The sequence below is a fragment of the Chryseobacterium sp. MYb264 genome (assembly GCF_035974275.1).
Taxonomy (GTDB): Bacteria; Bacteroidota; Bacteroidia; order Flavobacteriales; family Weeksellaceae; genus Chryseobacterium.
Map to the genome: position 1 here is coordinate 886,690 of NZ_CP142422.1, position 25,090 is coordinate 911,779.

Below are 25,090 nucleotides of genomic sequence, written 5' to 3' on the forward strand. Positions count from 1 at the left end.
AATCAATTAACAAAATTAATGCCTAAGATTATACAGCATCATTAATTTCACTTTGTGCTTTTTTCGTTAATGACTTAAAAACCAATTCATACGACTGATCTATTAATTTAAATATCAAATCTCTTTTTAAACCGTCTGCCATTACCGAATTCCAGTGTGTTTTATTCATGTGGAAAGCACCTGTAATTTGCGGATATTGCTCACGAAGCTCTGCACTCCATTCAGGATCAGTCTTTACATTAATTGATAAAGGCTGTTTTTCCAGAGCCATTAATAAAAACATTTTCGTTCCGACTTTCATCACAAGCGTTTCGTTATCAAAAGGAAAACTTTCTGTAACTCCTTTTTTTGAAAGACAATAATCTAAAATTTCGTTGGCATCCATATCTTAAATAGGTCTGAGTAATTGGTAATACGTAATATTTTTTACTTTACTTCAAATTTAGTAAATTTAAGAAGGAAAATACCATCACCATAAATTAATAAAAGTATGAAAGCTCTCGTCATCGGTGCTACAGGCGCTACAGGAAAAGATTTGGTCAATCAGTTACTTCACGATAAAGATTTTGAAGAAGTTCATATTTTTGTGCGAAAACCTGTTGATATTCAAAATGATAAATTGAAAACTCATATCGTAAGTTTTGAAAATCCTGACGAGTGGAAAAATAAAGTAAAAGGTGATGTCGCTTTTTCATGCCTCGGAACAACATTAAAAACTGCAGGAAGTAAGGAAGCTCAAAGAAAGGTTGATTACGATTATCAATACGAATTTGCAAAAGCTGCCAAAGCAAATGAAGTGGAAGATTATATTTTGGTCTCTGCTTATGGAGCAGATCCGAAGTCAAGAATTTTTTATTCTAAAATGAAAGGTGAGCTGGAAGAGGCTGTAAAACAGTTACATTTTAACAAAATTACCATTTTTAAACCTGGAATGCTGGAAAGAAAAGACTCTGACAGAACCGGAGAAGTTTTAGGAAGCCGAATTATAAAATTCGCGAATAAATTAGGCTTACTGGAAAGTCAAAAGCCTTTACCAACCGATGTTTTAGCCAAAGCAATGATTAATTCTTCAAAAATTAAAAGTAATGGATATTCCAGTATTAAGTTGGGAAATATTTTTTGTTTTGCAGAGAAAAGCAGTGAGTTAATGTAATAATGTAGCAATGTAATAATGTAGCAATGTAACAATGTAGCAATCGAACAATTATTAGACTGGTAAATTGTTACACTGATACATTATTACATTATTAGTTATTATTTAAAGTACTTAGTGATAGAGTCGCTCGTAGGCTTCGTTGTGCTTACAAAAGAATCGATTAATTTTCCGTTTTCATCAACTAAGAATTTTGTAAAATTCCATAGAATGGTTGTATTTTTTACTCCATTTAGATCTTTTTCAGTTAAATATTTAAAGATTGGGGCAGTATCATCGCCTTTCACGGAAACTTTAGCCGCTAAAGGGAAAGTTACTCCATAATTTTTTTGGCAAAAAGCACCGATTTCAGTATTTGTTCCCGGCTCCTGTCCGCCAAAATTATTGGCAGGAAAACCTACGACAACCACTTTATCTTTATATTCTTCAGAAACCTTTTCAAGATCAGCATATTGCGGAGTAAATCCACATTCTGAAGCCGTGTTTACAATAAGGATTTTCTTTCCTTTAAAATCTGCAAAGTCAATTTCCTTTCCGTCAAGGCTTTCCACTTTGAAATCGTATATTGATTTTCCCATAAGTTCGTTGGTTTTAGCTTTAGAAACTTCACTTTTCTGATTCATGCAACTTTGTAAAAATGCTACAAAAGAAAGCATCAGTAAAAAAATCTTTTTCATTTTTTAAGATTATTTAGAAGCAGATTTTCTGCAATTATTTAATTAAAATTTAAAAATATTCGTTGGAAAAACTTTGTTGATATCTACTTTATTCAAAAGCATAACGTAATCTCCGTCTTTTTTAGGATTTGAAGATTCGATTCTGAAAGGCATCAGTAAATTTCCTACTTTTTTATAATCGTAATATACTAAGGTTTCATCTTTTTTAACTTCCTTCAAAAGCATATACGTTTTTGTATCAAAATAGTACATGTTTTTGTTTACATTTTTCGTTAATTCAACTTTATGACAGTAAATATCTCCTACCTTCTCTTTCCCTAAATACTGGGCATCAAAACCTTTATTTTCCCAATCGATAAAATCATTATCAAAACTTTCCGGTATATATTCAGCATATTCCTGAAGTTTATTGGTTGCATAATTCATGGCATATCCTTTCGTACCATCATACCCTTCAATAGCCGTATCTTTTCCGCTGATGGTAATAACAGTTTTTGTAAGATTCGGGCGCTGCTGATAGATTTTAATAGGATATTCATCTTTAACTCCCAAAATAACTTTTCCCTGCAGCAATACTGAATTCAACAACTTCCAATTGGTTAATCCTCCTGATAATTCGATGTTTTTATCTATGATTTCTTTTGCTGTCTGCGCAAAAATTGTTTGTGAAAATATCAGGACGAAAACTAAAAGTAACTTCTTCATTAATTTTATTTATAAATTCAAATATAAGGCTTTATTTATATACCAATGTACCAGTTTACTAATGTATCAATGGAACAATAACCAAATTCTCATTATTAGTACATTGTTAGATTGATATATTGGTAGACTAAATTAATTTCCTTGCTTTTTCTAAATCTTCAGGCGTATCAATTCCTACTCCGATGAAATTGGTTTCTATGAGCTTGATTTTCATACCATATTCCAGATAACGGATGCACTCAATTTTTTCTGAAATTTCCAAAGGTTTCATTTCCAATTTAGAAAACTGAATTAAAGCATGTTTTCTGAAAGCGTATACACCAATGTGCTTAAAATATTCGACATCAAAAGAAATTTCTCTGTGAAAAGGAATTACAGAACGGCTGAAATACAAGGCAAAACCGTTGTTATCCGTGATTACTTTTACATTGTTTGGATTTTCAATCTGCTCTTTTTCAGTCAGTTTTATTTTTAATGAAGCTAAAGAAATTTCCTGATTTTCATCGTTATGGAAAACTTCAATAAGCTGTTTTAAAGGTTCTAATTTTAGAAAAGGTTCGTCACCCTGAACGTTTATAACAATGTCACAGTCAATATTTTGTACCGCTTCTGCAATTCTGTCACTTCCTGTTTCGTGTTGACCCGTCATCACTGCTTTTCCGCCGTTTCGAACAATTTCATCGAAAATAATTCCTGAATCAGTTGCTACAAACACTTCATCGAATAAACCTGTTTCCAAAACATTCTGATAGGTCGTTGTAATAACGGTTTTTTCGCCTAACATCTGCATTAATTTTGCAGGAAAGCGGCTTGCTTCGTAACGTGCGGGAATAACTGCGATAATTTTCATTGAAAAATAATAATTATAGTTTTTTATACTTCACGTAAGAAAACATGAAGTTATTTAAGTAAATCAAAAGTAATAAAAAGGTTTCTAAACATCACTATTGATAATTTTAAATTCGTTTTTATTTCCTAATCGTCTTAAAAAATATGAACCGTTTACAGCCCGACTTGAACGGAGCTCTTTTTGTCGTAACGTAGTGTAGACAAAAAAGCGGGAGTGGAAGGCGGAAATAGCTGCAAAAAAATAACCGAGATAAATCGAGGGCACTGAAAAACCCCGTTCATATAGAATTACCAATTGATTTGGAGTTAGAATTAAGAGTTTATTACGAAAATTAAACCTTCGTAATAAGCTTTTTTTCTTTTTTTCAGTATCAAATTTTTGAGGTTTAACGGGATTGATATTGCGCCACGCCTGCGATGTTTATAAAAGACGGAGTATAGATCGATTTCTCTATATTAATTTCAGGATTCTCTTCAAATTGACAGTGAAAATAGCCATTGCACCCTGCATTTGCATATTTTCAATACCATTTGCAATCGCCCTGTCGTAGCCGTGTACGTTTTTAAGCTCGCTGTTTTTGGCTTCGATTTTATAGCGGTGTTTCGATTTTTCTTTGTAATAATCGCTTTCCTGAAAAATCATTTGCTCCTTATGTAAGTCTGATTTTATGGAAACCGAATAAGTTTTAGATTTTGCTCCTTCTTTATAACATCCTTCTTTTAATGGGCAAACCTTGCATTTTTCAATATCAAAATAATAGGTATCCACTTGATTTCCGCCTACGTGTTTCTTCCCGCCACGAGCTTTGCGAATCGCCAAATGCCCTGCAGGACACACAAAACGGTCGGCATCTTTATTGTAATCAAAACGGTCTTCATCTTTTCGAAAACCCTGGGTGATGGAAGGATTAAGTCTGGCTACTATTTTAATATTTTGTTCGCCCGCAATTTTCAGATTTTCTTTTCCGCTGTAAGCAGCGTCACCAATGATGGCATCTACCTCCATCCCGTTGTCCTGGCTCATCTGCAGTAATTTTGGCAGTTCCGGGCCGTCGCCTTTTTCTCCCGAAGTTACCACGGCCGCCGTAATAATCCGCTCTTCGCTCATCGCCAAGTGCGTTTTGTATCCGAAAAAAGAACTGTCAGCCGATTTGTGACCCGTTTTAGCGTCGGCATCTTTTGAAAAAACCATCTGCTCCCCGGTGTCTCTCACTGTTTCCTTCAAAAGATTCAGCTTCTCCTTTACAGCAGGAATCTCCCTGATAGAAGCTTCGTTTTCAATGCGTTTTTCGAGTTCTCTGCAATAATCCAATTCTTTGTTTAAATCATTTTCAATATTTTTTGAGGGCATTTTAGTTTTAAATTCTTCATCAAACTGATAAACGGTCTTGCGAAGCAGTTTTGAGCGCTCCCGCAATACTTCTATCGTTGAAAAAGGATTGCTCATCGACAAGGTGTGAGTGGCATCTACAATGATGGATCTGGATTTGATGATGCCTTTTTCAATCGCAATACTCACGGTTTTACCAATGAGCAAGCTTAAAAGATCACTATCTTTCAAACGCAGTTTTCTGAATTTTGTAAGGGAACTGGGATTGATTACATCTTCTTCCGGAGTCATATCCAAGAAATATTTAAAGGACATATCATACCGGGAACGCTCTACCACATCTACATCAGAAACTGTATAAATACTTTTTAAAAGCAGGTATTTAAACATCCGTACCGGACTTTCAGCATTGCGACCATTGTTTAAGCAGTATTTGCTCAAAAGCTCATCATAGATGAAAGAAAAATCAATCAGCTCATTAATTTTTCTAAGAAGGTTTTCCTTCGGTACAATTAAATCATACAAACCGGAATAGGCACTCAACGGAAGTTTTTCTTGCTGTATTAACATTTGCTTTGCTATTGAAATTTACATTGAAGATAAAAAAATAAGCAAAACTTTTAAAGTTTTGCTTATTTTTTTTAATGAAGTTTACTTTTTCAGTGCCCTCGATAAATCCCGGCTATTAATATTGTATTCTAAAAATCAAATTCTCCGATGAGAATTTTGCTGTCACTTTCTCCCTTATTTTCTTTTTGACTTTGAAAAACAGCAATCTTTCGCTCTTGTCTACCACTTGAATAATAAAGATAAACTTCTGCCATAATAGTGGTTGGCCCCGAAAGAATATTCTGCCTTTCTCCAAAGAAATTGGTTTTAATCTTATATTTTCCTTTTACCGCCTTTTTCAATAAAAATTGCTCAGGTCCAAAACCTTGAGTAAAATCATTACTAATTCTTCCTCCTATCTGGGTAGATCTGTGAGAATACGAACAATCTTCACCCGTAGGATCTGTTACCCAAAGATCGATATCTGTATTATCTTTGTTCCAATTGATGACTACACGAATATCAACCGGAAGCTCAGTCTTTAAACGATCATCGATTTTAGTAGCATCAACATTTTTACTAAGTGTTAAAATATTATTGATCTCCATGATTAAAATTTCTTCAATTCCGTTATCACGAACCGAAATTTCATCTGTGAATTCCTGATAAAGCAAAGATTTATATATATTTAATGCTTCCTGAGGTCTTTTATTGTCCAGTAATGCTAATGCATAATCTCTATGACTTTGTGCATCGAAAGGTCTCCATTCAAGAATTTTCTGCGTGATCCAAAGTTCTTTATCATAATGACCTCTTTGTTTCAGAAGATACATGATTGTTTTATACAATTCTTCATTTTCCAGATCGAGTTCTGCCAATGTGCTTAATACCTTTAAAGAAAGCATCTTATCTCCCTTTTTGAACAGCAGTTTTGAAATATCAAAGTAATAAGAAGGCAATTTTTCGTACTTGGAACGATTTTGAAGATACTTTGAATAGACTTGATCTGCCGATTGTAAATTTTGAAAGTCTTTCATGTATTCTGCATTACTTTCCACATCTACCAAAGTTATTTTCCCGTTGGGAGTAGAATGCTTCATATCGATATAAGATTCTTCAGCATAAGCCATCTTGGCTTTAGTTGGGCTATACTCTTCAGACGCCGGTGATTGTGTATTTCTAATCATTTCCGTTGCCGATTGGTTGCTTATTGTAGGATATTGTTTTTTTTCTGAAGGCTTAAATTCTGTATTCCACCAGTTTTTCAATTCCTTAGTTTTATCAAAAGCCTTTGATAATAGATTTCTACGTTGCTCAAGAACATTTCTCTTATTTGCAGAAATAATTTTATTATAATCTGCCTGTAATTCTTGCGGAGGATTGATATGATAACGTACATAATCATCTACATCTTCTAAAACAATCAAACTTGTGTTTTTACTTACAACGCCAAATTGTTCACTAATATTTCGGATTTCATCTCTGTTTTGGGTAGAATTCAATTCTAACTCATCAATTTTTCTTTGCGCCCAAAACTGAGCAATTTGCCAATTTTCAGCTGATGAGCCAGTACTAAAATCTACAGGAACTTCATATTTTTGATTTCCTACGGTAAAAACGGCAGTCAGTTTTCCTACATTTCCCGAAGAAATTCCGAAAATATTAATTGGCTCATTTACCACAGATCCAATGCTTGGAAACATCTCCTGTATATTTGGATTTTCTTTAAATCCTAAAAATTTGACAACCTGTTTTTTATATGTTTTTAAGGCTGCTGCTGCATCAAGCTCATTAAGGTTAATAAAATTTCCTCCCGATTGCCCTGATAAAAGCTTCAGTAAAGTAAAATCTGAAGTTGGCGTACTCGAAACACTGTTTACAGGTTTCTTAAATTTTGTTTTCAAATCTCCAAAATTCGAAATGCCATCTGAAAAAAGAAGATATTCCTCCACATTATTGAGATCTTTTAACACCCCAAAGTCGGTTCCTCCGTCATACTTTAAGCTTACAATTTTATTTTTCAAGGCAGACCAATCTCCTTCACTTATTGTAAAGTCCTCTGATTTTTCTAATGTATTATTTAATGCCACGAGAGTTACCGAAACATTCTTATTATCAGCAAAATAAGCGTTAAGAAATTCTATCTCTTTATTGATGTTTCTTTTTGATCCACTGAATGAATTGTCCCAAATAATCGCAATCTTCTGAGAATTAGGTTTGTCTGCCACAGGAAAATCAGAGGGAATATTTGCAGCAAAATAGGCTTTTCCATCTGAAGCTTTTTGAAATAAGACATTCGAAGTCGCTTTATTTTTTGGAATATCGATTTTTAAATTTTCATTTGGAGAAAAATTATCTTTCGATATTTCAGCTACCCATTGATTTCCCGATTTTTGGAATGAAAAACTACCATCCGGATTTTCAATGATCTTAGGAACCGAAGTGTTATCATTTATTAAAACCTTCAATTCAAACTTTGGAATTTTAGTAGCATTTGCAAAACTTAAGAAGTATTGATACTCCGATTTTAAATTTTTAAGTTCCTGATGATAAGTAATTTCTATTGTTCGGCTTCCTTTTACCGGCAGAGGATAAATTCTTGTTCTGAAATTATTTCCCTGTATTTTTTCTATAATTCCGGGATCAATATTTCTTTTTTCTACACTTTCAAAAACTTCCTTTGCTCTTTCTTTAGGAACAGGAACTGCTTTTCGCATTTTACCATTAATATCTAAAGCATAGCCACTTACACTTACTCCATCAGGAAGCGGAAAAGTAAGCGTTCCTTCCAAAATCCTATCACTGGGGTTATAAAAAGTATAGGTTGCGGTAGTTGTTGCAAGATTTCCAAGAATTTTGGTTTCAAATTTTGCATTTTGTAAAATAACAGGATGAGTTCTCTGGTTTACAATTTCTAATGTAGGAATCTGAGCAAATGCAGCACTAAAAATCAGCGTTGCAAGCATCGTTACAATTTTTCTCATATTATGTTTGTTTGAATGATATTTTTTAAGAATAAGTTTGTTTAAACTAATTTTAAATTTAACCGCAAAAGAAGCAAAAGACCTTATTGGATTTATTTAAAGTATTTCAAAAGTCTATAAAGAGAAAAAATCAAAGATTTTTTTTAACTTATGTGATCTTTTTTATTTAAATATTAAACTTAAAATAACTAAAGTGTTAAAATTTTTTGTTTCTTTTGTGGTAAAAAAAGTTTAAACAACTTTAATAATTAATTCTATACTTTTTGATTACGAAGTATAGAATTAATAAAAAAGGAAAAATACATTTAGTAAGAATAAACGGATTTAATTTGTTTAGCAACCATCCCAAAGTTAAAACCTTGAACCTGATCTAATCCACTGAAATTAACAGCAATTAACTGTCCACAATTATTAAAAACGGGAGCACCACTTGCACCATGCGTAGAAGTTACGCTGTATTGAATTTTATTACCATCAGTCTCCTTACTGATTTGCCCATCATAAAGCTGCACCTTAACTCCAGAGTTTGTTTGTGCCAAATTTTCACCCAACGGATAGCCGATCATTACAGCTTTTTCTCCAGGATGTAAAGATTTATCGTCTGTAATAGAATTATTTAAATCGATAATATTCGTAACAGTATTCGGAGTTTCTTTGTCCGAAAGTTGTAAAACACCTAAATCAACCGATGCATCGTCGGATATTTTTACGATATCACATATCAACCACTCATCATTAGAATCGTGAAGAGCTACTGAAATATCAATAGTTTTTACATATACTTCGATATCATCTTCTGAGACATAGTCTTTATGAGGAATAGATGCCGCAAGATCTGCCACTGCTGTTGCAGAATCAATTGCTCCAGATTCGGAATTTATAAATTCTTCTCCGCCAGATTCATTTTCATATCCACCTTCATCACCTTCACGATAATCTGCAGAAGCACTATTCCAATTGCTTAAAATAAATGTTTCAAAGCCATCTGCTGAAATATCATTTGTAAGAATAGAAGCAATTTTTCGTTTAAAATTTCCTGAATTAGTCGCTATTTGTTCCGATACATCATCAGATTTCCAAGGTTCCAAAACATGACTGTTGGAAATCATATTTCCTTTCTTATCTACGAAAAACGCCGTTCCATAGACTATTTCTACAGTTGCCTCAGGAACGTTCAGCTGAATTTCTTTTCCTTTGATTTTTGCAAAATAGCCATATGTATGCTTTACCATTACCACAGCATCTTTGTAAGCATCATAAATTTTTGTATCAGTATCTAAGCAGGCATTTTCTACCACTGGTACAGATTGATGATCTTTATAATACTTATATCCAAAAATAGAAGCCGCTCCCAATATGATTACACTTCCTAAGCTAAAGAAAGCAATTTTATAAGGATTCTTCTTCTTTTTATCTGCTGAAGGCGAAGTTGTTTCAGGAATTGAAGATGACACAGGCTGTGCTTGTTGTGGAGAATCCAGTGTTTCAGAACTTTCCACAAATTCATCGGTAATTGAATTATCTTGCGATTCTACTTGTTCTTTTTTCCCCAATCCTGGGTCGAATTCATTTTCTTCGTTAATCATTTGTGTTATTATTAATTGTTATTAATTTTTATAGATAATAAAAAGCGTTGATTCCTATACTAAGAATCAACGCGTTAAAGTTAAAATATTTTTTTTAATTATTTTAAATTATTTAATGCCTTTTCCAATTTCGGCATCATTCCAGCGATTTCTTCCGTCGCCAAGCCTCCTACAGAAGCTCTGAACCAAGGCTCAGATTTTTCTTCTCCGAAAGCTGAGAAAGGAACCAAAGCAACACCTGCTTCGTTGATTAAATAGAATACCAAATCAGAAGAATTTTCGATAACTGCTCCGTCGGGTTTTGTTGTTCCGATATAATCTAATTTAATTGTCAGGTAAAGTGCTCCCATTGGTTCAATGCTGTCAACCGCAAGACCTTTTCCTTTCAAATCCTGAATTCCTCCGTGAAGAACTTTTAAGCTCGCTTCTAATTTATTTTTGAAATCATCAACGAAAGCATTTACTTCCTCAGGATTTTCGTAATATTTTGCAGTAGCTTCCTGTTCTGGTTTTGGAGCCCAAGCTCCAACGTGCGTTAAAAGAGCCTTCATTTTATCTAAAATATGAGCCGGACCAAATCCCCAACCTACTCTAACTCCCGTTGCTGCAAGGCATTTCGAGATACCGTCGATGTAAATTGTATATGCTCTCATTTCAGGGAAAAGAGAAACCGGGTCTACGTGCTCTGCTCCGAAAGTAAGGTTAGAATAGATTTGATCGTACATTAAGTACAATGGCTTTTCGTCTTCGCCTCTTTTTTTATTTTCTTCTAAAATCAATTCGCAGATTTCGGAAAGCTGTTCTTTTGTGAACATAGTCCCCGTTGGGTTCAATGGCGAACAAAGCGCTACCAAAACAGCTCCTGACAAATGAGGTCTTAAATCATCAGCAGTCGGAAGGAAGTTGTTTTCCGGAGTTGTTTTTACTTCAATAGCATCCGCTGAAGTAAGGTAAGCGTAATGGTTGTTATTCCATGACGGTGTAGGATATACTACTTTATCACCTTCGTCAACAATTGTTTTGTAAACAGCATAAATTAATGGTCTTGAACCTGCTGTGATTAAAATATCGTTTGGAGAATAATCTAAATTCCATCTTGTTTTCAAGTCTTTAGAAACTTCCTTTCTTAAAGATAAAAGCCCGTTAGCAGGCGGATAATTTGTCAGATTATTCTGATAAGCCTTTTGAATTTCCTCCTTCAATTTTGCAGGAATCGGATAAATATTAGAATTTAAATCACCAATCGTAAGATTTGCGATCTCCGCTCCTTTTGCCTTTAAATCATTTACTTCATTACCAATTTTTACAATTTCAGAACCAATCAGGTTCGCCGCTAATTTTGAAACTTTCACTTTATTTTTATTTAATTATTTTAATGTAATAACCTAACCTAACAATGTACTAATGTAACAATGTACTAATGTAACAATGTACTAATGTAAAAATGTACTAATGTAAAAATGTACTAATGTAACAATGTAATAATGTAACAATGTAATAATGTAACAATTTAGCAATAATTTGTACATTACTAGACTGCTGCATTGTTGCATTTAATTTAAGTCAATTGTAAGTCTGTTTTAACCTGATTCATCTTCTCCTCCAGAGATTTCAATTTATCTCTGAAATCTGCTTCAGAAGTAATTGCATCTTTTACAGAAATATAAAATTTAATCTTAGGTTCTGTTCCAGAGGGTCTTACACAAACTTTTGTTCCGTCCTGAGTATAATAAATCAGAACATTCGATTTTGGAATGTCATTCATCACTTCTTTTTCTCCTCTTGAAACGATGAAATTAGTCTGTTCTTTGAAGTCCTTCACTTCTTCAACCAATGAACCAGCCAATTCTTTCGGAGGATTTTCACGGAAATTCTTCATCATATTCTGAATTTCTTCTGCCCCGTCTCTCCCTTTTCTTACTAAATTCACCAAACCTTCGTAATACATTCCGGTTTCCTGATAAATTTCAATCAGATATTGGTACATTGTTCTTCCGTTAGCCTTACACCATGCAGCGATTTCACAAGCTAAAAGAATACTTCCGCAAGAATCTTTATCACGAACGAAATCTCCCGTCATAAATCCGAAGCTTTCTTCGCCTCCACAAACGAATTTTTCTCTTCCTTCAAAATCGCGGATCATTTTTCCGATCCATTTGAAACCCGTTAACCCTACTTTACAGTCAACCCCGAATTTCTGAGCGATATCAAAGAAAATATCTGAAGTCACGATGGTAGAACCGATGAATTCTTTTCCTGTAATTTTATCAAGCTTTCTCCATTCATTTAAAATATAATAGGTCAGAATGGTATTTGTCTGGTTTCCATTCAATAACTGAATTTCTCCATCTAAATTTCTTACTGCAATTCCTAACCTATCACCATCCGGATCGGTTCCGATAACGATGTCGGCATTGGTAATTTTTGCTAAATCCATCGCCATTTCCAACGCTGCCGGCTCTTCCGGGTTCGGAGAATCAACGGTTGGGAAATTTCCGCTAGGAATCATTTGTTCCGTAACCAAATCAATTTTCTTGAAACCAGCTTTTTTCAGCGCTTGAGGAACTGTTGTATACGTTGTTCCGTGAATCGATGTGAAAACGATATTTAAATTTTCTTTTCCAACATTCTGATACGTAGAATTCTCGATACAGGCATCGATGTACACTTCATCCTGCTCCTCTCCGATCCATTCGATTAAATCATCATTTCCGTCAAATTTAATATCTTCAAATTTCGTAGAATATACTTCGTTAATGATCGCTTCATCATGTGGCGGAACAATTTGCGCTCCGTCATTCCAATATACTTTGTAACCGTTGTATTCAGGCGGATTGTGAGAAGCTGTCAACACAATTCCTCCATTACATTTTTTATCACGAACGGTGAAAGACAATTCCGGAGTCGGTCTGTGATCCTTGAAAAGCAATACTTTAATCCCGTTTGCTGTTAAAACATCAGCCACCAATTTTCCGAATTCTCTTGAATTATTTCTAACATCATAAGCAATTGCCACACTGATTTCCTCTCCTTGAAACTGCTTTAACATATAATTCGCAAGTCCCTGTGTAGCTTGACCTAACGTATACTTATTTAAACGATTGGTACCTACACCCATAATTCCTCTCATCCCTCCTGTTCCGAATTCAAGCTCTCTGTAAAAAGAGTCTTCCAAATCAGGAGAATTGCTGTCAATTAATGACTGAACAGCATCTCTTGTTTCCTTATCGAATGTATCGCTTAACCAAAGCTTCGCTTTTTCTAATGTTGACATATTTTTATTTTGTTCTATAGTTTGTAAAGTTCCAGTTTTAATTTATTTGTTTTATCATTTCCATGAATAAAGAATCATTACTTAAGAGATTCTTCATTATACTTTGCTTGATTCAGAATGATAATTGTTTAATTATAATCTACTAAGTTCAATTTTTAAATTGGGTAATTTTTCTTTTAATGAATTTATTTTCAATTGCAAATCATTTAATTCAAAAACAGAATTCCCAAAAATTTCTTTGTTAATTTCAAAGCTAATCATTGTACATTCTTCTGAAATATCAGTTGTAGAAGTTTCTTTAAAAACGGTTTTTCCTTTTTCAAAAATAAAATGACCTCTTTGTTTCTTCCAACTTGTTTCTAATTCACATTTATCTGAAACTGCATTAATTGTTGCCATTCCAACTCGACAGAATTCATCACCAACTTCCAAATGCTTTTTTTCGTTGCTACAAGCTCCGATTTTTGTCATAATACATTCGGCTTTAGTTAAATCCCAAAAATTTTCCAAAGACATTCCTGCATTATATTTTATTTTCAATGAATTTCCACTCGCATAAACGAAAATTTCATCACAATTATTATCAAAACATTCGTCAATTGCATGACATAAAGATCCAAATACAAGAGAGTTTAAATTGTTTTCTTTAAAACAATCTTCAAAATATAGTTGAGGACGAAGTCTTACATGCTCCATTCCTTCCAAAGTTTGAATACTACTCGCCGTATATTTTTTCTCTTCCAATTATTAATCTAATTTCTTATTCTCTACCCTCGTATCTTTATCTATCTTAAAAGCACGAATTGGGTCATTATAATAAACAAATTTCGCGGTATTCTGAATATGTCCTTTTAATGAATCTTTTACGTTTACTTCTGCGTAATTTCCATTTTTAGAATCGATTTTCAGCTTTTCAATTTTCCAATAAGGAGAGATCAAACTTGCTGTATCAGAGATCTTTATCACGGCTTCTTTTGTTTGACCTAAAAAGTTAGCTCTGCTTCGGTTCAGCATTTCAACTTCTGCTCTTCTTGTGTTTACCGAACCCATAAATGTAGCGTTATTTTTTAAATTAAGCCTAAAATTATCGGTCTTAATTTCGCTCGAAATATTCATTTCTACAGAATCAGAAATCGCTACTTTCTCAAGATTATATTTTGAATAAATCGTTACATTATAAAAATCAACGCCTTTTGTTCCGCGTTTTTCTTTGATGGAAAGCGTTTTATCTTTTACGTCAACATCAAGATTATCAGCAATATTCGGATACGTTTCTATCTGAACAAAGTTTTTCGGACCTCTTGCATAAAATACTCTGAATTTTCCATTCAGATCAAGATTCACAAATTCGGAAACATCAACATCTTTCGTTTCGATCTCTTTCCCTTCCGGAGAGATTTTTCCGCACGAAACAACTGCCACCAACATGAATGTGTAAAATATATTTTTCATATTTAATTTAAAATATTTCATATAAAATTAAACTTATGATCATAATTTCTATTCCTATTAATCCATAAAAAACCAATACTCGCCATAGTAAACCTGGTTTTGAGTATGAATTTTTAAAAGCATTCCAATAAGTAATTGCCGGGAAAAGAATAGAAAGACCGAATATAATTTTGTCGATGAAATCGAAAATCTTTGAAACCGGTTTCCACAAACCGATAAGACTAACAATATCATCCAACAAAAATAAGATTAAAATTCCTAAAAGACTCACTGTTCCGATGATAAAATGCTCGGCTATATTCAATTTTATTCTTTTAAATAAAAAATAAGCATTGACCGCAAGTATCGGAATGATTACAAATAAAATGGTTTTTGAATATCGTGAGAAAAAATCTTTCATCTCCACAACATCATCGGTAAGAATCTGCGCAGGTGAATATTTTTCGTAGAAATGATACGTAATTAGATTAAAACTAAAAAGAATCAGTAACAACGATATAAAATTGTTGTATCTGATTCTTTTTCCTGAAATATAATCCATTGCCGTTTTTCCGGGCCTGAATAAAATATCGTTTAAAGTTTGGAAAAATTTGGTTTCTACATGCCAAATCGATCCGAGAATATCATTTTTGATCAATGAATGTGGAGTTATTCTTGCTGTGTCCGATTTCTGTCCGCAATGAGAGCAATACTCATCGGAAATTGAATGACCGCAGTTCAAACAACTTTTTTTATTCATTTAAATGATTTAATACATTTCTTTAACTATTTTCAAGTGATAAAGCCGATATCATAAGAACGACAAAAACTAATGTTATTGCTATTCCGATAATCAAAGGAATCCAAATAGGTTTCTTTTCATATTGTTCTTCATTGGGAAAGTATTTTGGAAAAAAATAATAGGCAAGAATACATCCTCCAATCAAACCACATAAATATGCATAAGAGCTTTTAGGATTTTCCTGAATTGCTCCGAGAATTATTGCAATGATTGTCAACAGAATAGAAACACCTAAAACCGTATATGCTTCGGTCTTTCTTTTCGCTTCAATTAAATTTTTGTATAATAAAACTCCTCCAAAAAGAGTTGAGAAAAATATAGAAAAACCTAAAATTGCCTGTTTCGAATATATTTTCGGTAATTTTTGTTCCATATTAAATTACTTCATCAATATTATAATTCTTATGCTCTCTATTTGTTCTAATGATCATTTCTCCTAAAAATCCTGCCACAAATAGCAAAGTTCCCATAATCATCATTGTTAAAGCAATATAAAACCATGGATTATTAGTAATTAAATGCCCATAAATTCCTCTTGCAACATCAATTAATTTTGAAATTCCTAACCAAAGTGCAGAAAGGAAACCTACGATAAACATTAAAGTTCCCACAGCTCCGAAGAAATGCATTGGTCTTCCGCCAAAACGACTTACAAACCAAAGCGTTACCAAATCCAGAAAACCTCTGATAAATCTTTCGGTTCCGAATTTTGAAGTTCCGTAAGGTCTCGCCTGATGCTTAACTTCTTTTTCCGTAATTCTTCTGAAACCTGCATTAGCCGCCAAAACAGGAATATATCGGTGCATATCTCCATATACGTCAATAGATTTTACAACCTGTTTTTTGTACGCTTTTAATCCGCAATTGAAATCATTCAACTCTACTCCAGACACTTTTCTTGCTGCCGCATTGAATAATTTTGAAGGAATATTTTTCGTCATGACATTATCAAAACGCTTCTTTTTCCAACCGGAAACGATGTCGTAATTTTCATTCACAACCATTGCATATAATTCCGGAATTTCTTCTGGAAAATCCTGTAAATCAGCATCCATTGTAATGATAACATCGCCGTTTGTTCTTTCAAAAGCTGCATGAAGCGCCTGAGATTTCCCGTAATTTTTTGAGAATTTAATCGCATGAATCTGAGGGTGCTGAACCTTCAGATTTTCAATGATGCTCCACGATAAATCTGTACTTCCGTCATCTACAAACCAGATTTCATAGGATAAACTGTTTGATTTACAAACATTATCAATCCTTGAAAAAAGCTCTTCCAAAGAGGCTTCTTCGTTCAATAACGGAATAACTATAGATAAATTCATTTAATTTTTAATAAAAATTATTCTTGATTTGTTAATTCGGGATGAATGGTTTTCGTTCTGAAAAACGCTCCGAAAAACACCGACAAAACTACGTAAAATATAAGAATTGCTGCAAAATATCCTGAAAAATGACTTGCCGTAAGCATATCTTTTCCTTTAATTGCTTCAGGATTAAATCTCTGAAGACCTTCTTTATATTTCTGCTCCAGCTCATCAATATCTTTCTGATGTTTTAAAATTTTCTTTGCCGAAGTATATTCAGCATCCAATTCTGCTTTTTGTCTTGTCACATATTGATAATTTAAAAGCTTTTTAGCATCTGTATCTACAAAATTTAAAAATAAATAAATACTGAAAACTGAAAGTATTCCCCCAATGAACATCGGAACGAAAGCTCTTTTAAAAGCTTCTCTAAAATTCATTTTATGGTTGTTCCAATACGATTTTACTGACCAAAATGCGGTAATCGCATATAAAATCGGCAATACAAAAGCGTTGGCTTTCAATGAAATATCAAAATAGTTGATACCCGAGAAAAAAGTGTACACTACAAAAAAGACAATCATTGTAGCGATAAAAAGTATAATTCCTAATGTTGATGGACTTTTCGTCATATTTAAATTTTAATAAAAAAAATGAAAAATTATTGGTCTAAATTTCAGCAATTTAGCTTCAATAAAGGATTTTTAGAGTAATTTTTCTATAATTTTATTTTGAAGTTTATAATTATTTCCTACCTTTGCAACGGCAAGTCCTAAACAACCAGCTCCTGAGAATCCTCCAGGGTGGGAACGCAGCAAAGGTAATCGGTCGTAGCGGTGTGATTTAGGTAGCTTGCCATTTTTTTTTGGTTTTAAGTGAAGTAAGGTAATTTGAAGATTATCTTTTTTTATGTCTAAACTTTCCAACATTTCTATTTTAATTTTCAAATTACCTTTCCAAACTTTATTAAAATTCGAACGTCTCGCCTAATTTTGGTAAAACAAGTTCTACATTTTTGTCTTCAAAATGCTTCAATGCACTTTCGTGGTTGATTTCAATTGCCGGGAAAGTATCAAAATGACATCCGATTACTTTTGGAGTCTTCAATAATTCCGCAGATGCAAAAGCCGCTTTTCTAGGACACATTGTATAATGGCTACCGATCGGAAGGATAGAAAGGTCTAAATGCCCGTATAACCTTGGAAACAGCTCCATATCGGCCATCACACCGGTATCTCCAGCCATGTATAGGTTTTTACCTTCAGGAAGTCTGAAAATATATCCTACAGGAACGCCTCCATAGCTTCCATCTGGGAATGAACTCGTGTGGTGAGCCGGAACCATTGAAATCTTAAGATCGTCGATTTTTGCCGATCCTCCTAAGTTCACATCGTCTCTGTTTTTAGCTGTTTTGAAATATCCACAAACCTCAGGAACCGCAATAATTGTAGCTTCCGGATGAAACTGTAATACTTCTTCTACATCTGCAATGTGATCTCCGTGAGCGTGAGTCAGCAAGATATAATGGATTTTCTGAGCCGAAATATCAAACCCTGACTCTGCCTTTTTGTAATTGTAAAAAGGATCACTTAAAATCGTTTTGTCTTTGTACGTGAACAAAAAACAGTTTTGTCCTAAATATTGTATTTTCATAATTTTTATATTAATAAAACTAAAAGCAAGAATGTATAAATAGAACCAATATTATTTATTATAAAATAAAATTTACTGGTTTTGTTATTTTTAAATAAAGAAATTATTAAATACCTAAACCCCATCGGATCTGCATCCTCTAAAAGAATAATTGAAGTAAAATAAATAAAAATCGGACTAGAAATCAATATAAAAATTGATAATATCCGATTAATATTTTTTATTTTCTTATTATCCATTTATTTCTGTGGAAATTTACCTTCAATTAATTTCAAATTTATCTCATGTTAGAGATAAGCTTTGCAACAGACCTCAATATAAATATTCGATTTAATTAACAGAATATTTTAATTAAAAAAATTAAGTCCAAAAGCAGTAAGAACCGCCATTAGAAAAGTAATGATCCCTACTTGCTTTAAGAATGGATCTAATTCTTTCGGCTGCTTAACAGACATGATCTTTCTTCTCAGTTTAGATAATGGAAATAAAAGAATCATCACAATAAAAACATAATAGTTTTGGGTCTGAATAAAACCGTTAATTCCCAAAAATATTAAAATTAAGATCAGAGGTAACTGCAAAAGGATCATTTCGTAGATCATTGCATTTTTGAATCCGATTCTTAATGCGAAACTGTTCTTTCCGGATAATTTATCACTTTCGATATCTCTCATGTTATTAAGGTTCAGTACCGCCATACTCATCATCCCAATTGCTGTTCCAGGTAATAAAATATCCCAGCTGAACGATTTGGTAAACAGAAAATAGCTTCCGCAAACAGAAACCAATCCAAAAAAAATGAATACGAAAACATCTCCCAATCCCATGTATCCGTATGGTTTTTTACCTACCGTATACCCGATAGCCGCTAAAATACTTGCTACGCCTAACCCGATGAAAATATAAAATTCATTCATGTGTTCAGGAATAAAAGCAACATACAAAAGCGCTACGGTCGCTAAGAGGGATAAAGCAGAGAAAAGAACCACGGCGTTTTTCATTTGTTTTGCCGTAATTTTTCCGGATGCCACTGCCCTCGCTTCAGCTTCTGTTGCTCTCTTTGCATCCGTTCCTTTTATGCCGTCTCCGTAATCGTTGGCATAGTTTGATAAAACCTGATACAGCAGAGTTACAACCAATGCCAATGCAAAGATCTTCCAGTCCCAGGTTCCACCTTCTCCCCAAAGCCTCCATTTTGCAATGAATGCTCCCATTATAATTCCGCTTAGGGAAAGCGGTAACGTTCTCAGCCTTGCGGCTTTTATCCAATCTTTCATAAATATTTGTTGAGGGTTGTTAGTTTATAGTTGCCGGTAAATTCTATCAACCAGCAACCATAAACTAACAACTAATTATGATATCCACTGATCTTTTCCGAAATCAGGTTTTCTTTTTTCAAGGAATGCGTTTCTTCCTTCTTTTGCTTCTTCGGTCATATACGCCAAACGAGTAGCTTCCCCTGCAAAAACCTGCTGCCCTACCATTCCGTCGTCTGTAAGATTCATGGCGAATTTCAGCATTCTGATAGAAGTGGGAGATTTTGCTAAAATTTCCTGAGCCCACTCATAGGCTGTATCTTCCAGTTCGTCGTGAGGAATTACAGCATTCACCATTCCCATTTCGAAAGCTTCCTGAGCCGAATAATTTCTTCCTAAAAAGAAAATTTCACGTGCTTTTTTCTGTCCCACCATTTTAGCTAAATAAGCCGATCCGTAACCTCCGTCGAAACTTGTCACGTCTGCATCCGTTTGCTTGAAAATGGCGTGCTCTTTGCTGGCTAATGTTAAATCACAAACGACATGAAGAGAATGCCCCCCACCAACAGCCCACCCCGGAACAACCGCGATCACAGCTTTTGGCATGAAACGAATCAAACGCTGAACTTCCAGAATGTTCAGACGGTGTCTACCATCTTCCCCTACATATCCCTGATGTCCTCTCGCTTTTTGGTCTCCACCGCTGCAGAAAGCCCAGCCTCCGTCTTTCGGACTTGGCCCTTCTCCTGAAAGCAAAACAACCCCGATAGAAGGATCTTCTGAGGCATCATAAAAAGCATCATATAATTCTGAAGTCGTCTTTGGTCTGAAAGCGTTACGAATTTCCGGTCTGTTGAAAGCAATTCTTGCAACACCATTACATTTTTTATAAGTAATATCGTCGTATTCTTTGGCGGTTTTCCACTCAATCATTTTGTAAAAATTTTTCCCAAAGATACGGAATTAGAGAGAATTTTAACGGAGATTTTTGAGGATAATCATTGGTAATTTTAAGGTAAATATTGACTGTTTTTGATGTGTAAATTATTTTAACGCAAAGTTCTCAAAGTTTTTTGACTACTACTTATTTTAAAGTTATACAAAGGTGTTTCACTTAAATATTTGAAAATTTTTTTTGACTAAAGTCGAATTAGATCCTAGAAATTTGAAAACGGGCTAAAGCCCGTCCCTATGGAATAAAAATGCTTACATAAGCTCAGCAAGACATTGCTAATAACTCCTATTTAAAGAAAGAAAAGATTAAAAAAAACCGAAACAAAAATGTTCCGGTTTTATATTTAATCCTAAATAGTTAAAATTATTTAGCTGGCTGTTTTGCTTCAAGTTCAGCTTCTTTCGCTTTCATTTCGGCCATTTTTGCTTGATTTTTAGTAATGCTGTAAATATCTTTTAATGTAGAAACAGCATCTATACTTGTAGGAATAGCCTTATACCAGCTTTCAGCATATGGTAAGGCTTTTTCAAATTTTGCCTTTCTCGCCTCAATAAGCTTAGTGGCATCGTCCGGTTTTGCCTTTCTTAAAGAATTAATCTCTTCAACAGCTTTAGCATCATCACCGATCGTCGTATACACTAAATTTTGATAAGCATTTTCAAAGTCAGGTTTCAGTTGAACCGCTTTTTTAAAAGATTCAATAGCAGCATCTGCCGTTGCAGGATCTTTAGCCTGTAAAACTCCTAAATTATACCAGTTGGTAGGATCATTAGGATTTTTAGCCAACTGCTCTTTTAAGTTCTGCATAAATTTATCGGTATTACCAGATGCATACAATGCGGAACCTTGAACCTCTTTAAGCTTTGTGCTATTAGGGAATTTAGCCAAACCTTTTTCAACCAATGCTATCGCTTCATCATTCTTTTTAGCATTGAGCAATAATGTCGATAAAGTTTCATATAAATCTACTTCAACACTTGGCGTTTGCTCAGTTTTAAAATCCGTAAAGTCTTTAGAAGAATTTTTTTTCAACAAATCCCAAGTTTTTTTATCATAAGCAGAAACATTTCCAGCTTTATCCTTTGCTGTATAAGTTGTCTGTACACCTGTGTATCCTGAATTGATTAAATCCTGATAGATTTTGATGGCAGCATCGCTGTTGTTAGCTAATGCATAACTCAATCCAGCGTAGTACATATACGTCTTATCATCCTGGCCGTTTGCTTTAAGCAAATCGTAAACCTCCATAAATTTAGGAGCTGATGCCGCGTAGTTTTTAGCATTGTATGCATCCATTGCTGCTTTGTTAGCGCTCGTTAGTTTAGCGTTCACATCTTCTTTTTGTCCGAAAGCGAAAGCTGATGCTACGATTGCTAAACTTAAAATTAGCTTTTTCATAATCACTATTTTATATTAATTGTACAATATTATTCTTCTGAATCAGAATTCTCAGTCTCCTCTGCCGGATTTTCGTTTTCCGCCTGAGGTGTCTCGTCGTTGTCTTCCTGGTTATCAAATAGTGTTCCTATAACTCCTTCTTCTGTTTCTCCATTTTCGTCAGAATCTTCTTCTACATCTTTATCCATTTCTACTTTTGCAATAGCTGCAATTTCGTCATTCTTTTTAAGGTTGATCATTTTTACCCCTTGGGTATTTCTACCCATTACTCTCATCTCATCCATATTCATACGAATTGCTACCCCCGATTTATTGATGATCATTAAACCATCTTCGTCTGTAACATTCTGGATTGCGATAAGATTTCCGGTTTTTTCGGTAATGTTCAGGGTGATCACCCCTTTTCCACCTCGGTTGGTAATTCTGTAGTCCTCTACGGCTGTTCTCTTACCATATCCTTTTTCAGATACCACAAGAACGGTTTCATTTTCCACATCGTTCACCACGATCATACCGATAGCCTCGTCATTATCTTCCATCGCTATACCACGAACCCCTATAGATCCTCTACCTACTTCTCTTACTTTTTCTTCAGGGAAACGAATACATTTACCGTTTTTCGTAGCAATCATAATCTGTGAGCTTCCGTTTGTTAAGTAAGCACCTAGCAATTGGTCATTATCTCTGATTTCAATTGCATTTACCCCATTTACTCTCGGTCTTGAATAGGCTTCCAATGATGTTTTCTTAATCGTACCGTTTTTAGTAACCATTACCACACTCATTTGATTCACGTATTCAGCATCCTTTAAATTATTGGTTCTGATGTATGCTTTGATCTTATCATCCGGCTCAATATTAATCAAGTTCTGTACCGCTCTTCCTTTAGCCGTTTTAGACCCTTCAGGAATTTCAAATACTCTTAACCAGTAACATCTGCCTTTTTCCGTAAAGAACAACATATACTGGTGATTGGTCGCAGAAACGATATACTCCAGGAAATCGGAATCTCTTGTTGTCGCCGCTTTATTCCCTACACCACCTCTACTTTGGATTTTGTATTCTGAAAGCAACGTTCTCTTCACGTATCCGGCATGCGAAATCGTAAGAACTACAGATTCATTCGGGATAATATCTTCAATAGACATTTCACCTCCGGAATAGTCGATTTCAGTTCTTCTTTCGTCGCCGTATTTTTCTCTTACTTCAATTAATTCATCCTTAATGATCTGGAATCTTCTTGGTTCGTTTGCCAAAATATCTTCCAAGTCAGCAATTTCTTTCATAATTGCATCGTACTCATCACGGATCTTATCAAGCTCCATGCCCGTTAAACGAGCAAGACGAAGATCCAGAATCGCCTGAGCCTGAATTTCAGAAAGCTCGAAAGCTTCAATTAATCCTTCCTTCGCAGCCTGTGGATTTGAAGAGTGGCGGATAATTGAAATCGCTTTATCCAACGCATCCTGCGTACCGATCACTTTCATGAAACCTTCTAAGATATGAGCTCTTTCTTTCGCTTTTCTAAGCTCGTACTGAGTTCTTCTTACAATGACTTCATGTCTGTGTTCCACAAAATGATGTATGATGTCTTTTAGGTTCAATTGCTCCGGTCTACCATGAACCAACGCAATATTATTAACACTGAAAGAGGTCTGAAGCGACGTATATTTATATAATAAGTTTAAAACAACATTAGGAATCGCATCGTTCTTTAATTCATAAACAATACGAAGACCTCTTCTGTCGGATTCGTCTCTGATTTCGTAAATTCCAGGGATTTTATCATCTTTAACAAGCTCGGCAGTTCTTGCGATCATCTCCGCTTTGTTTACCTGATAAGGAATTTCGTTAACAATGATTGCATTTCTGTTTCCGATTTCCTCGAAAGCTACTTTTGCTCTCAGAACTACTCTACCTCTACCTGTGTGGAAAGCATCTCTTACCCCATCATAACCATAAATAATACCTCCTGTAGGGAAATCCGGCGCGATGATGTGCTGCATTAGCTCATCAATCGTAATATCTTTATTATCGATATAAGCACAGATAGCATTTACCGCTTCCGTTAAGTTATGCGGAGCCATATTGGTTGCCATACCTACTGCAATACCCGAAGTTCCGTTTACCAAAAGGTTAGGAATTTTTGAAGGCATTACTGTTGGTTCTGTCAAACTATCATCAAAGTTATTCTGGAAATCTACCGTTTCTTTGTCTAAGTCTGAAAGTACCTCATCTGAGATCTTTTTCAATCTAGCTTCGGTATAACGCATTGCTGCAGGCGGGTCGCCATCCATAGAACCGAAGTTCCCCTGCCCGTCTACCTGAGGATAACGCAAGCTCCAGTCCTGAGCCATTCTCACCATTGCATCATATACAGAGGAGTCTCCGTGCGGGTGATATTTACCCAAAACATCCCCAACAATTCTCGCAGATTTTAAATATTTTCTATTAGAAAAAACCCCTAATCCATACATACCGTAAAGTACTCTTCTATGAACGGGTTTCAAGCCATCTCTTACGTCTGGTAGCGCTCTTGACACGATAACCGACATCGAATAATCGATATAAGACGACTTCATTTCATCAACAATGTTGATAGGAATCAGTCTTTCTCCTTCTTTTTGCATAAACAAATTTTATTATAATGATTTTCAAAGCTTTAGCTGAGAGCCCGAAAATTATTTATTTTGTATTTTTATTAACGGGCTAATTTACGAAAAATTTGCCGATTTTTGCGGTAGAATTTATCCAAAAAATCTTAAAAATTCATAAAATATGAGCGTATTGAGTATAACTTTCCACTGCACGAAAAATAATCTTGAAGAATGGGAAAATTATATTGATGAAACATTGGTTTTAATGACAGAAAATTTAATGGATGTCAATAAATATATTCTTTCAGAAGTACACAGTGATTATATCGACGAAGGAAAAAACTATAATCTTCTTTTGATTTTTGATAATGATGAACTGAGGGAAGATTTTGTAAAGAGCGAACTGGAAAACATCGCGGAAAGAGTGGAAAAACAATTTGGTCAGGAGGTCATGATCTTCAATACTTTTCTGAATCCTAAGAAATCAAGAATGTAATTCAACTAGAGCAGGATGAAATTTTCTGTTTTTTTATAAAAGTAAAAGCACTGAGTATTTCAGTGCTTTTGTATTTTTTCTCAATGGA

Annotated in this window: 22 protein-coding genes and 1 other RNA gene; 3 read left to right on the top strand and 20 right to left on the bottom strand. The window is 34.3% G+C overall.

The window, feature by feature from the left end:
* Window positions 1–28: 28 nt before the first annotated feature.
* Window positions 29–385, bottom strand: a complete 357-nt coding sequence (locus VUJ46_RS03865; RefSeq protein WP_326983690.1) for an MmcQ/YjbR family DNA-binding protein — start codon at window positions 383–385, stop codon at window positions 29–31.
* 105 nt (window positions 386–490) lie between these two features.
* Here VUJ46_RS03865 and VUJ46_RS03870 point away from each other — a divergent pair, with 105 nt between their 5' ends.
* Complete coding sequence (locus VUJ46_RS03870) at window positions 491–1,153, top strand: NAD(P)H-binding protein (RefSeq protein ID WP_326983691.1); 663 nt, start codon at window positions 491–493, stop codon at window positions 1,151–1,153.
* 101 nt (window positions 1,154–1,254) lie between these two features.
* Here the strand turns inward: VUJ46_RS03870 and VUJ46_RS03875 are convergent, their stop codons facing one another.
* The 14 genes from VUJ46_RS03875 to VUJ46_RS03940 form a co-directional block, all read right to left on the bottom strand.
* Window positions 1,255–1,830, bottom strand: a complete 576-nt coding sequence (locus tag VUJ46_RS03875; RefSeq protein ID WP_326983692.1) for a glutathione peroxidase — start codon at window positions 1,828–1,830, stop codon at window positions 1,255–1,257.
* A gap of 42 nt (window positions 1,831–1,872) precedes the next feature.
* The gene (locus VUJ46_RS03880) at window positions 1,873–2,535 is read right to left on the bottom strand and encodes a histidine kinase (RefSeq protein WP_326983693.1); all 663 of its coding nucleotides are present in this window, start codon (window positions 2,533–2,535) and stop codon (window positions 1,873–1,875) included.
* A 127-nt stretch (window positions 2,536–2,662) separates the two neighbouring features.
* Entirely contained in the window at window positions 2,663–3,385 is a 723-nt protein-coding gene (gene kdsB / locus VUJ46_RS03885; protein WP_326983694.1) for a 3-deoxy-manno-octulosonate cytidylyltransferase, read from the bottom strand.
* A gap of 450 nt (window positions 3,386–3,835) precedes the next feature.
* Window positions 3,836–5,284, bottom strand: a complete 1,449-nt coding sequence (locus tag VUJ46_RS03890) for an IS1182 family transposase (protein WP_326980898.1) — start codon at window positions 5,282–5,284, stop codon at window positions 3,836–3,838.
* A gap of 128 nt (window positions 5,285–5,412) precedes the next feature.
* A complete protein-coding gene (locus VUJ46_RS03895) occupies window positions 5,413–8,247 on the bottom strand; it encodes a VIT domain-containing protein (RefSeq protein ID WP_326983695.1) in 2,835 nt (944 codons plus the stop codon).
* 305 nt (window positions 8,248–8,552) lie between these two features.
* On the bottom strand, window positions 8,553–9,833 hold the full coding sequence (locus VUJ46_RS03900; RefSeq protein ID WP_326983696.1) for a S1 family peptidase: 1,281 nt from the start codon (window positions 9,831–9,833) through the stop codon (window positions 8,553–8,555).
* A 98-nt stretch (window positions 9,834–9,931) separates the two neighbouring features.
* Window positions 9,932–11,185 carry a pyridoxal phosphate-dependent aminotransferase gene (locus VUJ46_RS03905; RefSeq protein ID WP_326983697.1) on the bottom strand — a complete coding sequence of 418 codons (1,254 nt, stop codon included), beginning with the start codon at window positions 11,183–11,185 and terminating at the stop codon, window positions 9,932–9,934.
* Between the two features lie 206 nt (window positions 11,186–11,391).
* Window positions 11,392–13,107 (bottom strand): phospho-sugar mutase, encoded by a 1,716-nt coding sequence (locus VUJ46_RS03910; RefSeq protein WP_326983698.1) that lies wholly within the window; start codon window positions 13,105–13,107, stop codon window positions 11,392–11,394.
* 132 nt (window positions 13,108–13,239) lie between these two features.
* On the bottom strand, window positions 13,240–13,851 hold the full coding sequence (locus tag VUJ46_RS03915) for a hypothetical protein (protein ID WP_326983699.1): 612 nt from the start codon (window positions 13,849–13,851) through the stop codon (window positions 13,240–13,242).
* Window positions 13,852–13,854: 3 nt separating this feature from the next.
* The gene (locus VUJ46_RS03920) at window positions 13,855–14,559 is read right to left on the bottom strand and encodes a GIN domain-containing protein (protein ID WP_326983700.1); all 705 of its coding nucleotides are present in this window, start codon (window positions 14,557–14,559) and stop codon (window positions 13,855–13,857) included.
* A gap of 7 nt (window positions 14,560–14,566) precedes the next feature.
* On the bottom strand, window positions 14,567–15,298 hold the full coding sequence (locus VUJ46_RS03925; protein ID WP_326983701.1) for a DUF3667 domain-containing protein: 732 nt from the start codon (window positions 15,296–15,298) through the stop codon (window positions 14,567–14,569).
* A 22-nt stretch (window positions 15,299–15,320) separates the two neighbouring features.
* A complete protein-coding gene (locus VUJ46_RS03930) occupies window positions 15,321–15,713 on the bottom strand; it encodes a rhomboid family intramembrane serine protease (RefSeq protein WP_326983702.1) in 393 nt (130 codons plus the stop codon).
* A gap of 1 nt (window position 15,714) precedes the next feature.
* The gene (locus tag VUJ46_RS03935) at window positions 15,715–16,665 is read right to left on the bottom strand and encodes a glycosyltransferase family 2 protein (RefSeq protein WP_326983703.1); all 951 of its coding nucleotides are present in this window, start codon (window positions 16,663–16,665) and stop codon (window positions 15,715–15,717) included.
* 17 nt (window positions 16,666–16,682) lie between these two features.
* Window positions 16,683–17,279, bottom strand: a complete 597-nt coding sequence (locus VUJ46_RS03940; RefSeq protein ID WP_326983704.1) for a DUF4199 domain-containing protein — start codon at window positions 17,277–17,279, stop codon at window positions 16,683–16,685.
* A 131-nt stretch (window positions 17,280–17,410) separates the two neighbouring features.
* On the opposite strand from VUJ46_RS03940, the gene ffs reads away from it, so the two are divergent.
* An RNA gene (gene ffs / locus VUJ46_RS03945) (signal recognition particle sRNA small type) lies at window positions 17,411–17,508 on the top strand.
* Between the two features lie 105 nt (window positions 17,509–17,613).
* Here ffs and VUJ46_RS03950 read toward each other — a convergent pair.
* The 5 genes from VUJ46_RS03950 to gyrA form a co-directional block, all read right to left on the bottom strand.
* On the bottom strand, window positions 17,614–18,300 hold the full coding sequence (locus VUJ46_RS03950; protein WP_326983705.1) for a metal-dependent hydrolase: 687 nt from the start codon (window positions 18,298–18,300) through the stop codon (window positions 17,614–17,616).
* Between the two features lie 347 nt (window positions 18,301–18,647).
* Window positions 18,648–19,577 (bottom strand): 1,4-dihydroxy-2-naphthoate octaprenyltransferase, encoded by a 930-nt coding sequence (menA, locus tag VUJ46_RS03955; RefSeq protein ID WP_326983706.1) that lies wholly within the window; start codon window positions 19,575–19,577, stop codon window positions 18,648–18,650.
* Window positions 19,578–19,652: 75 nt separating this feature from the next.
* Window positions 19,653–20,489, bottom strand: a complete 837-nt coding sequence (locus VUJ46_RS03960; protein ID WP_326983707.1) for a 1,4-dihydroxy-2-naphthoyl-CoA synthase — start codon at window positions 20,487–20,489, stop codon at window positions 19,653–19,655.
* A 385-nt stretch (window positions 20,490–20,874) separates the two neighbouring features.
* The gene (locus tag VUJ46_RS03965) at window positions 20,875–21,909 is read right to left on the bottom strand and encodes a tetratricopeptide repeat protein (RefSeq protein ID WP_326983708.1); all 1,035 of its coding nucleotides are present in this window, start codon (window positions 21,907–21,909) and stop codon (window positions 20,875–20,877) included.
* Between the two features lie 29 nt (window positions 21,910–21,938).
* Window positions 21,939–24,539 (bottom strand): DNA gyrase subunit A, encoded by a 2,601-nt coding sequence (gene gyrA, locus VUJ46_RS03970; protein ID WP_326983709.1) that lies wholly within the window; start codon window positions 24,537–24,539, stop codon window positions 21,939–21,941.
* Window positions 24,540–24,687: 148 nt separating this feature from the next.
* On the opposite strand from gyrA, the gene VUJ46_RS03975 reads away from it, so the two are divergent.
* A complete protein-coding gene (locus tag VUJ46_RS03975) occupies window positions 24,688–25,002 on the top strand; it encodes a DUF4286 family protein (RefSeq protein WP_326983710.1) in 315 nt (104 codons plus the stop codon).
* Window positions 25,003–25,090 lie beyond the last annotated feature (88 nt).

Bases quoted from the DNA above. Each gene is read 5' to 3' on its own strand.
- VUJ46_RS03865 (WP_326983690.1), bottom strand. From the start codon at position 385: ATGGATGCCAACGAAATTTTAGATTATTGTCTTTCAAAAAAAGGAGTT.
- VUJ46_RS03870 (WP_326983691.1), top strand. From the start codon at position 491: ATGAAAGCTCTCGTCATCGGTGCTACAGGCGCTACAGGAAAAGATTTG.
- VUJ46_RS03875 (WP_326983692.1), bottom strand. From the start codon at position 1,830: ATGAAAAAGATTTTTTTACTGATGCTTTCTTTTGTAGCATTTTTACAA.
- VUJ46_RS03880 (WP_326983693.1), bottom strand. From the start codon at position 2,535: ATGAAGAAGTTACTTTTAGTTTTCGTCCTGATATTTTCACAAACAATT.
- kdsB (WP_326983694.1), bottom strand. From the start codon at position 3,385: ATGAAAATTATCGCAGTTATTCCCGCACGTTACGAAGCAAGCCGCTTT.
- VUJ46_RS03890 (WP_326980898.1), bottom strand. From the start codon at position 5,284: ATGTTAATACAGCAAGAAAAACTTCCGTTGAGTGCCTATTCCGGTTTG.
- VUJ46_RS03895 (WP_326983695.1), bottom strand. From the start codon at position 8,247: ATGAGAAAAATTGTAACGATGCTTGCAACGCTGATTTTTAGTGCTGCA.
- VUJ46_RS03900 (WP_326983696.1), bottom strand. From the start codon at position 9,833: ATGATTAACGAAGAAAATGAATTCGACCCAGGATTGGGGAAAAAAGAA.
- VUJ46_RS03910 (WP_326983698.1), bottom strand. From the start codon at position 13,107: ATGTCAACATTAGAAAAAGCGAAGCTTTGGTTAAGCGATACATTCGAT.
- VUJ46_RS03920 (WP_326983700.1), bottom strand. From the start codon at position 14,559: ATGAAAAATATATTTTACACATTCATGTTGGTGGCAGTTGTTTCGTGC.
- VUJ46_RS03925 (WP_326983701.1), bottom strand. From the start codon at position 15,298: ATGAATAAAAAAAGTTGTTTGAACTGCGGTCATTCAATTTCCGATGAG.
- VUJ46_RS03930 (WP_326983702.1), bottom strand. From the start codon at position 15,713: ATGGAACAAAAATTACCGAAAATATATTCGAAACAGGCAATTTTAGGT.
- VUJ46_RS03935 (WP_326983703.1), bottom strand. From the start codon at position 16,665: ATGAATTTATCTATAGTTATTCCGTTATTGAACGAAGAAGCCTCTTTG.
- VUJ46_RS03940 (WP_326983704.1), bottom strand. From the start codon at position 17,279: ATGACGAAAAGTCCATCAACATTAGGAATTATACTTTTTATCGCTACA.
- VUJ46_RS03950 (WP_326983705.1), bottom strand. From the start codon at position 18,300: ATGAAAATACAATATTTAGGACAAAACTGTTTTTTGTTCACGTACAAA.
- menA (WP_326983706.1), bottom strand. From the start codon at position 19,577: ATGAAAGATTGGATAAAAGCCGCAAGGCTGAGAACGTTACCGCTTTCC.
- VUJ46_RS03960 (WP_326983707.1), bottom strand. From the start codon at position 20,489: ATGATTGAGTGGAAAACCGCCAAAGAATACGACGATATTACTTATAAA.
- VUJ46_RS03965 (WP_326983708.1), bottom strand. From the start codon at position 21,909: ATGAAAAAGCTAATTTTAAGTTTAGCAATCGTAGCATCAGCTTTCGCT.
- gyrA (WP_326983709.1), bottom strand. From the start codon at position 24,539: ATGCAAAAAGAAGGAGAAAGACTGATTCCTATCAACATTGTTGATGAA.
- VUJ46_RS03975 (WP_326983710.1), top strand. From the start codon at position 24,688: ATGAGCGTATTGAGTATAACTTTCCACTGCACGAAAAATAATCTTGAA.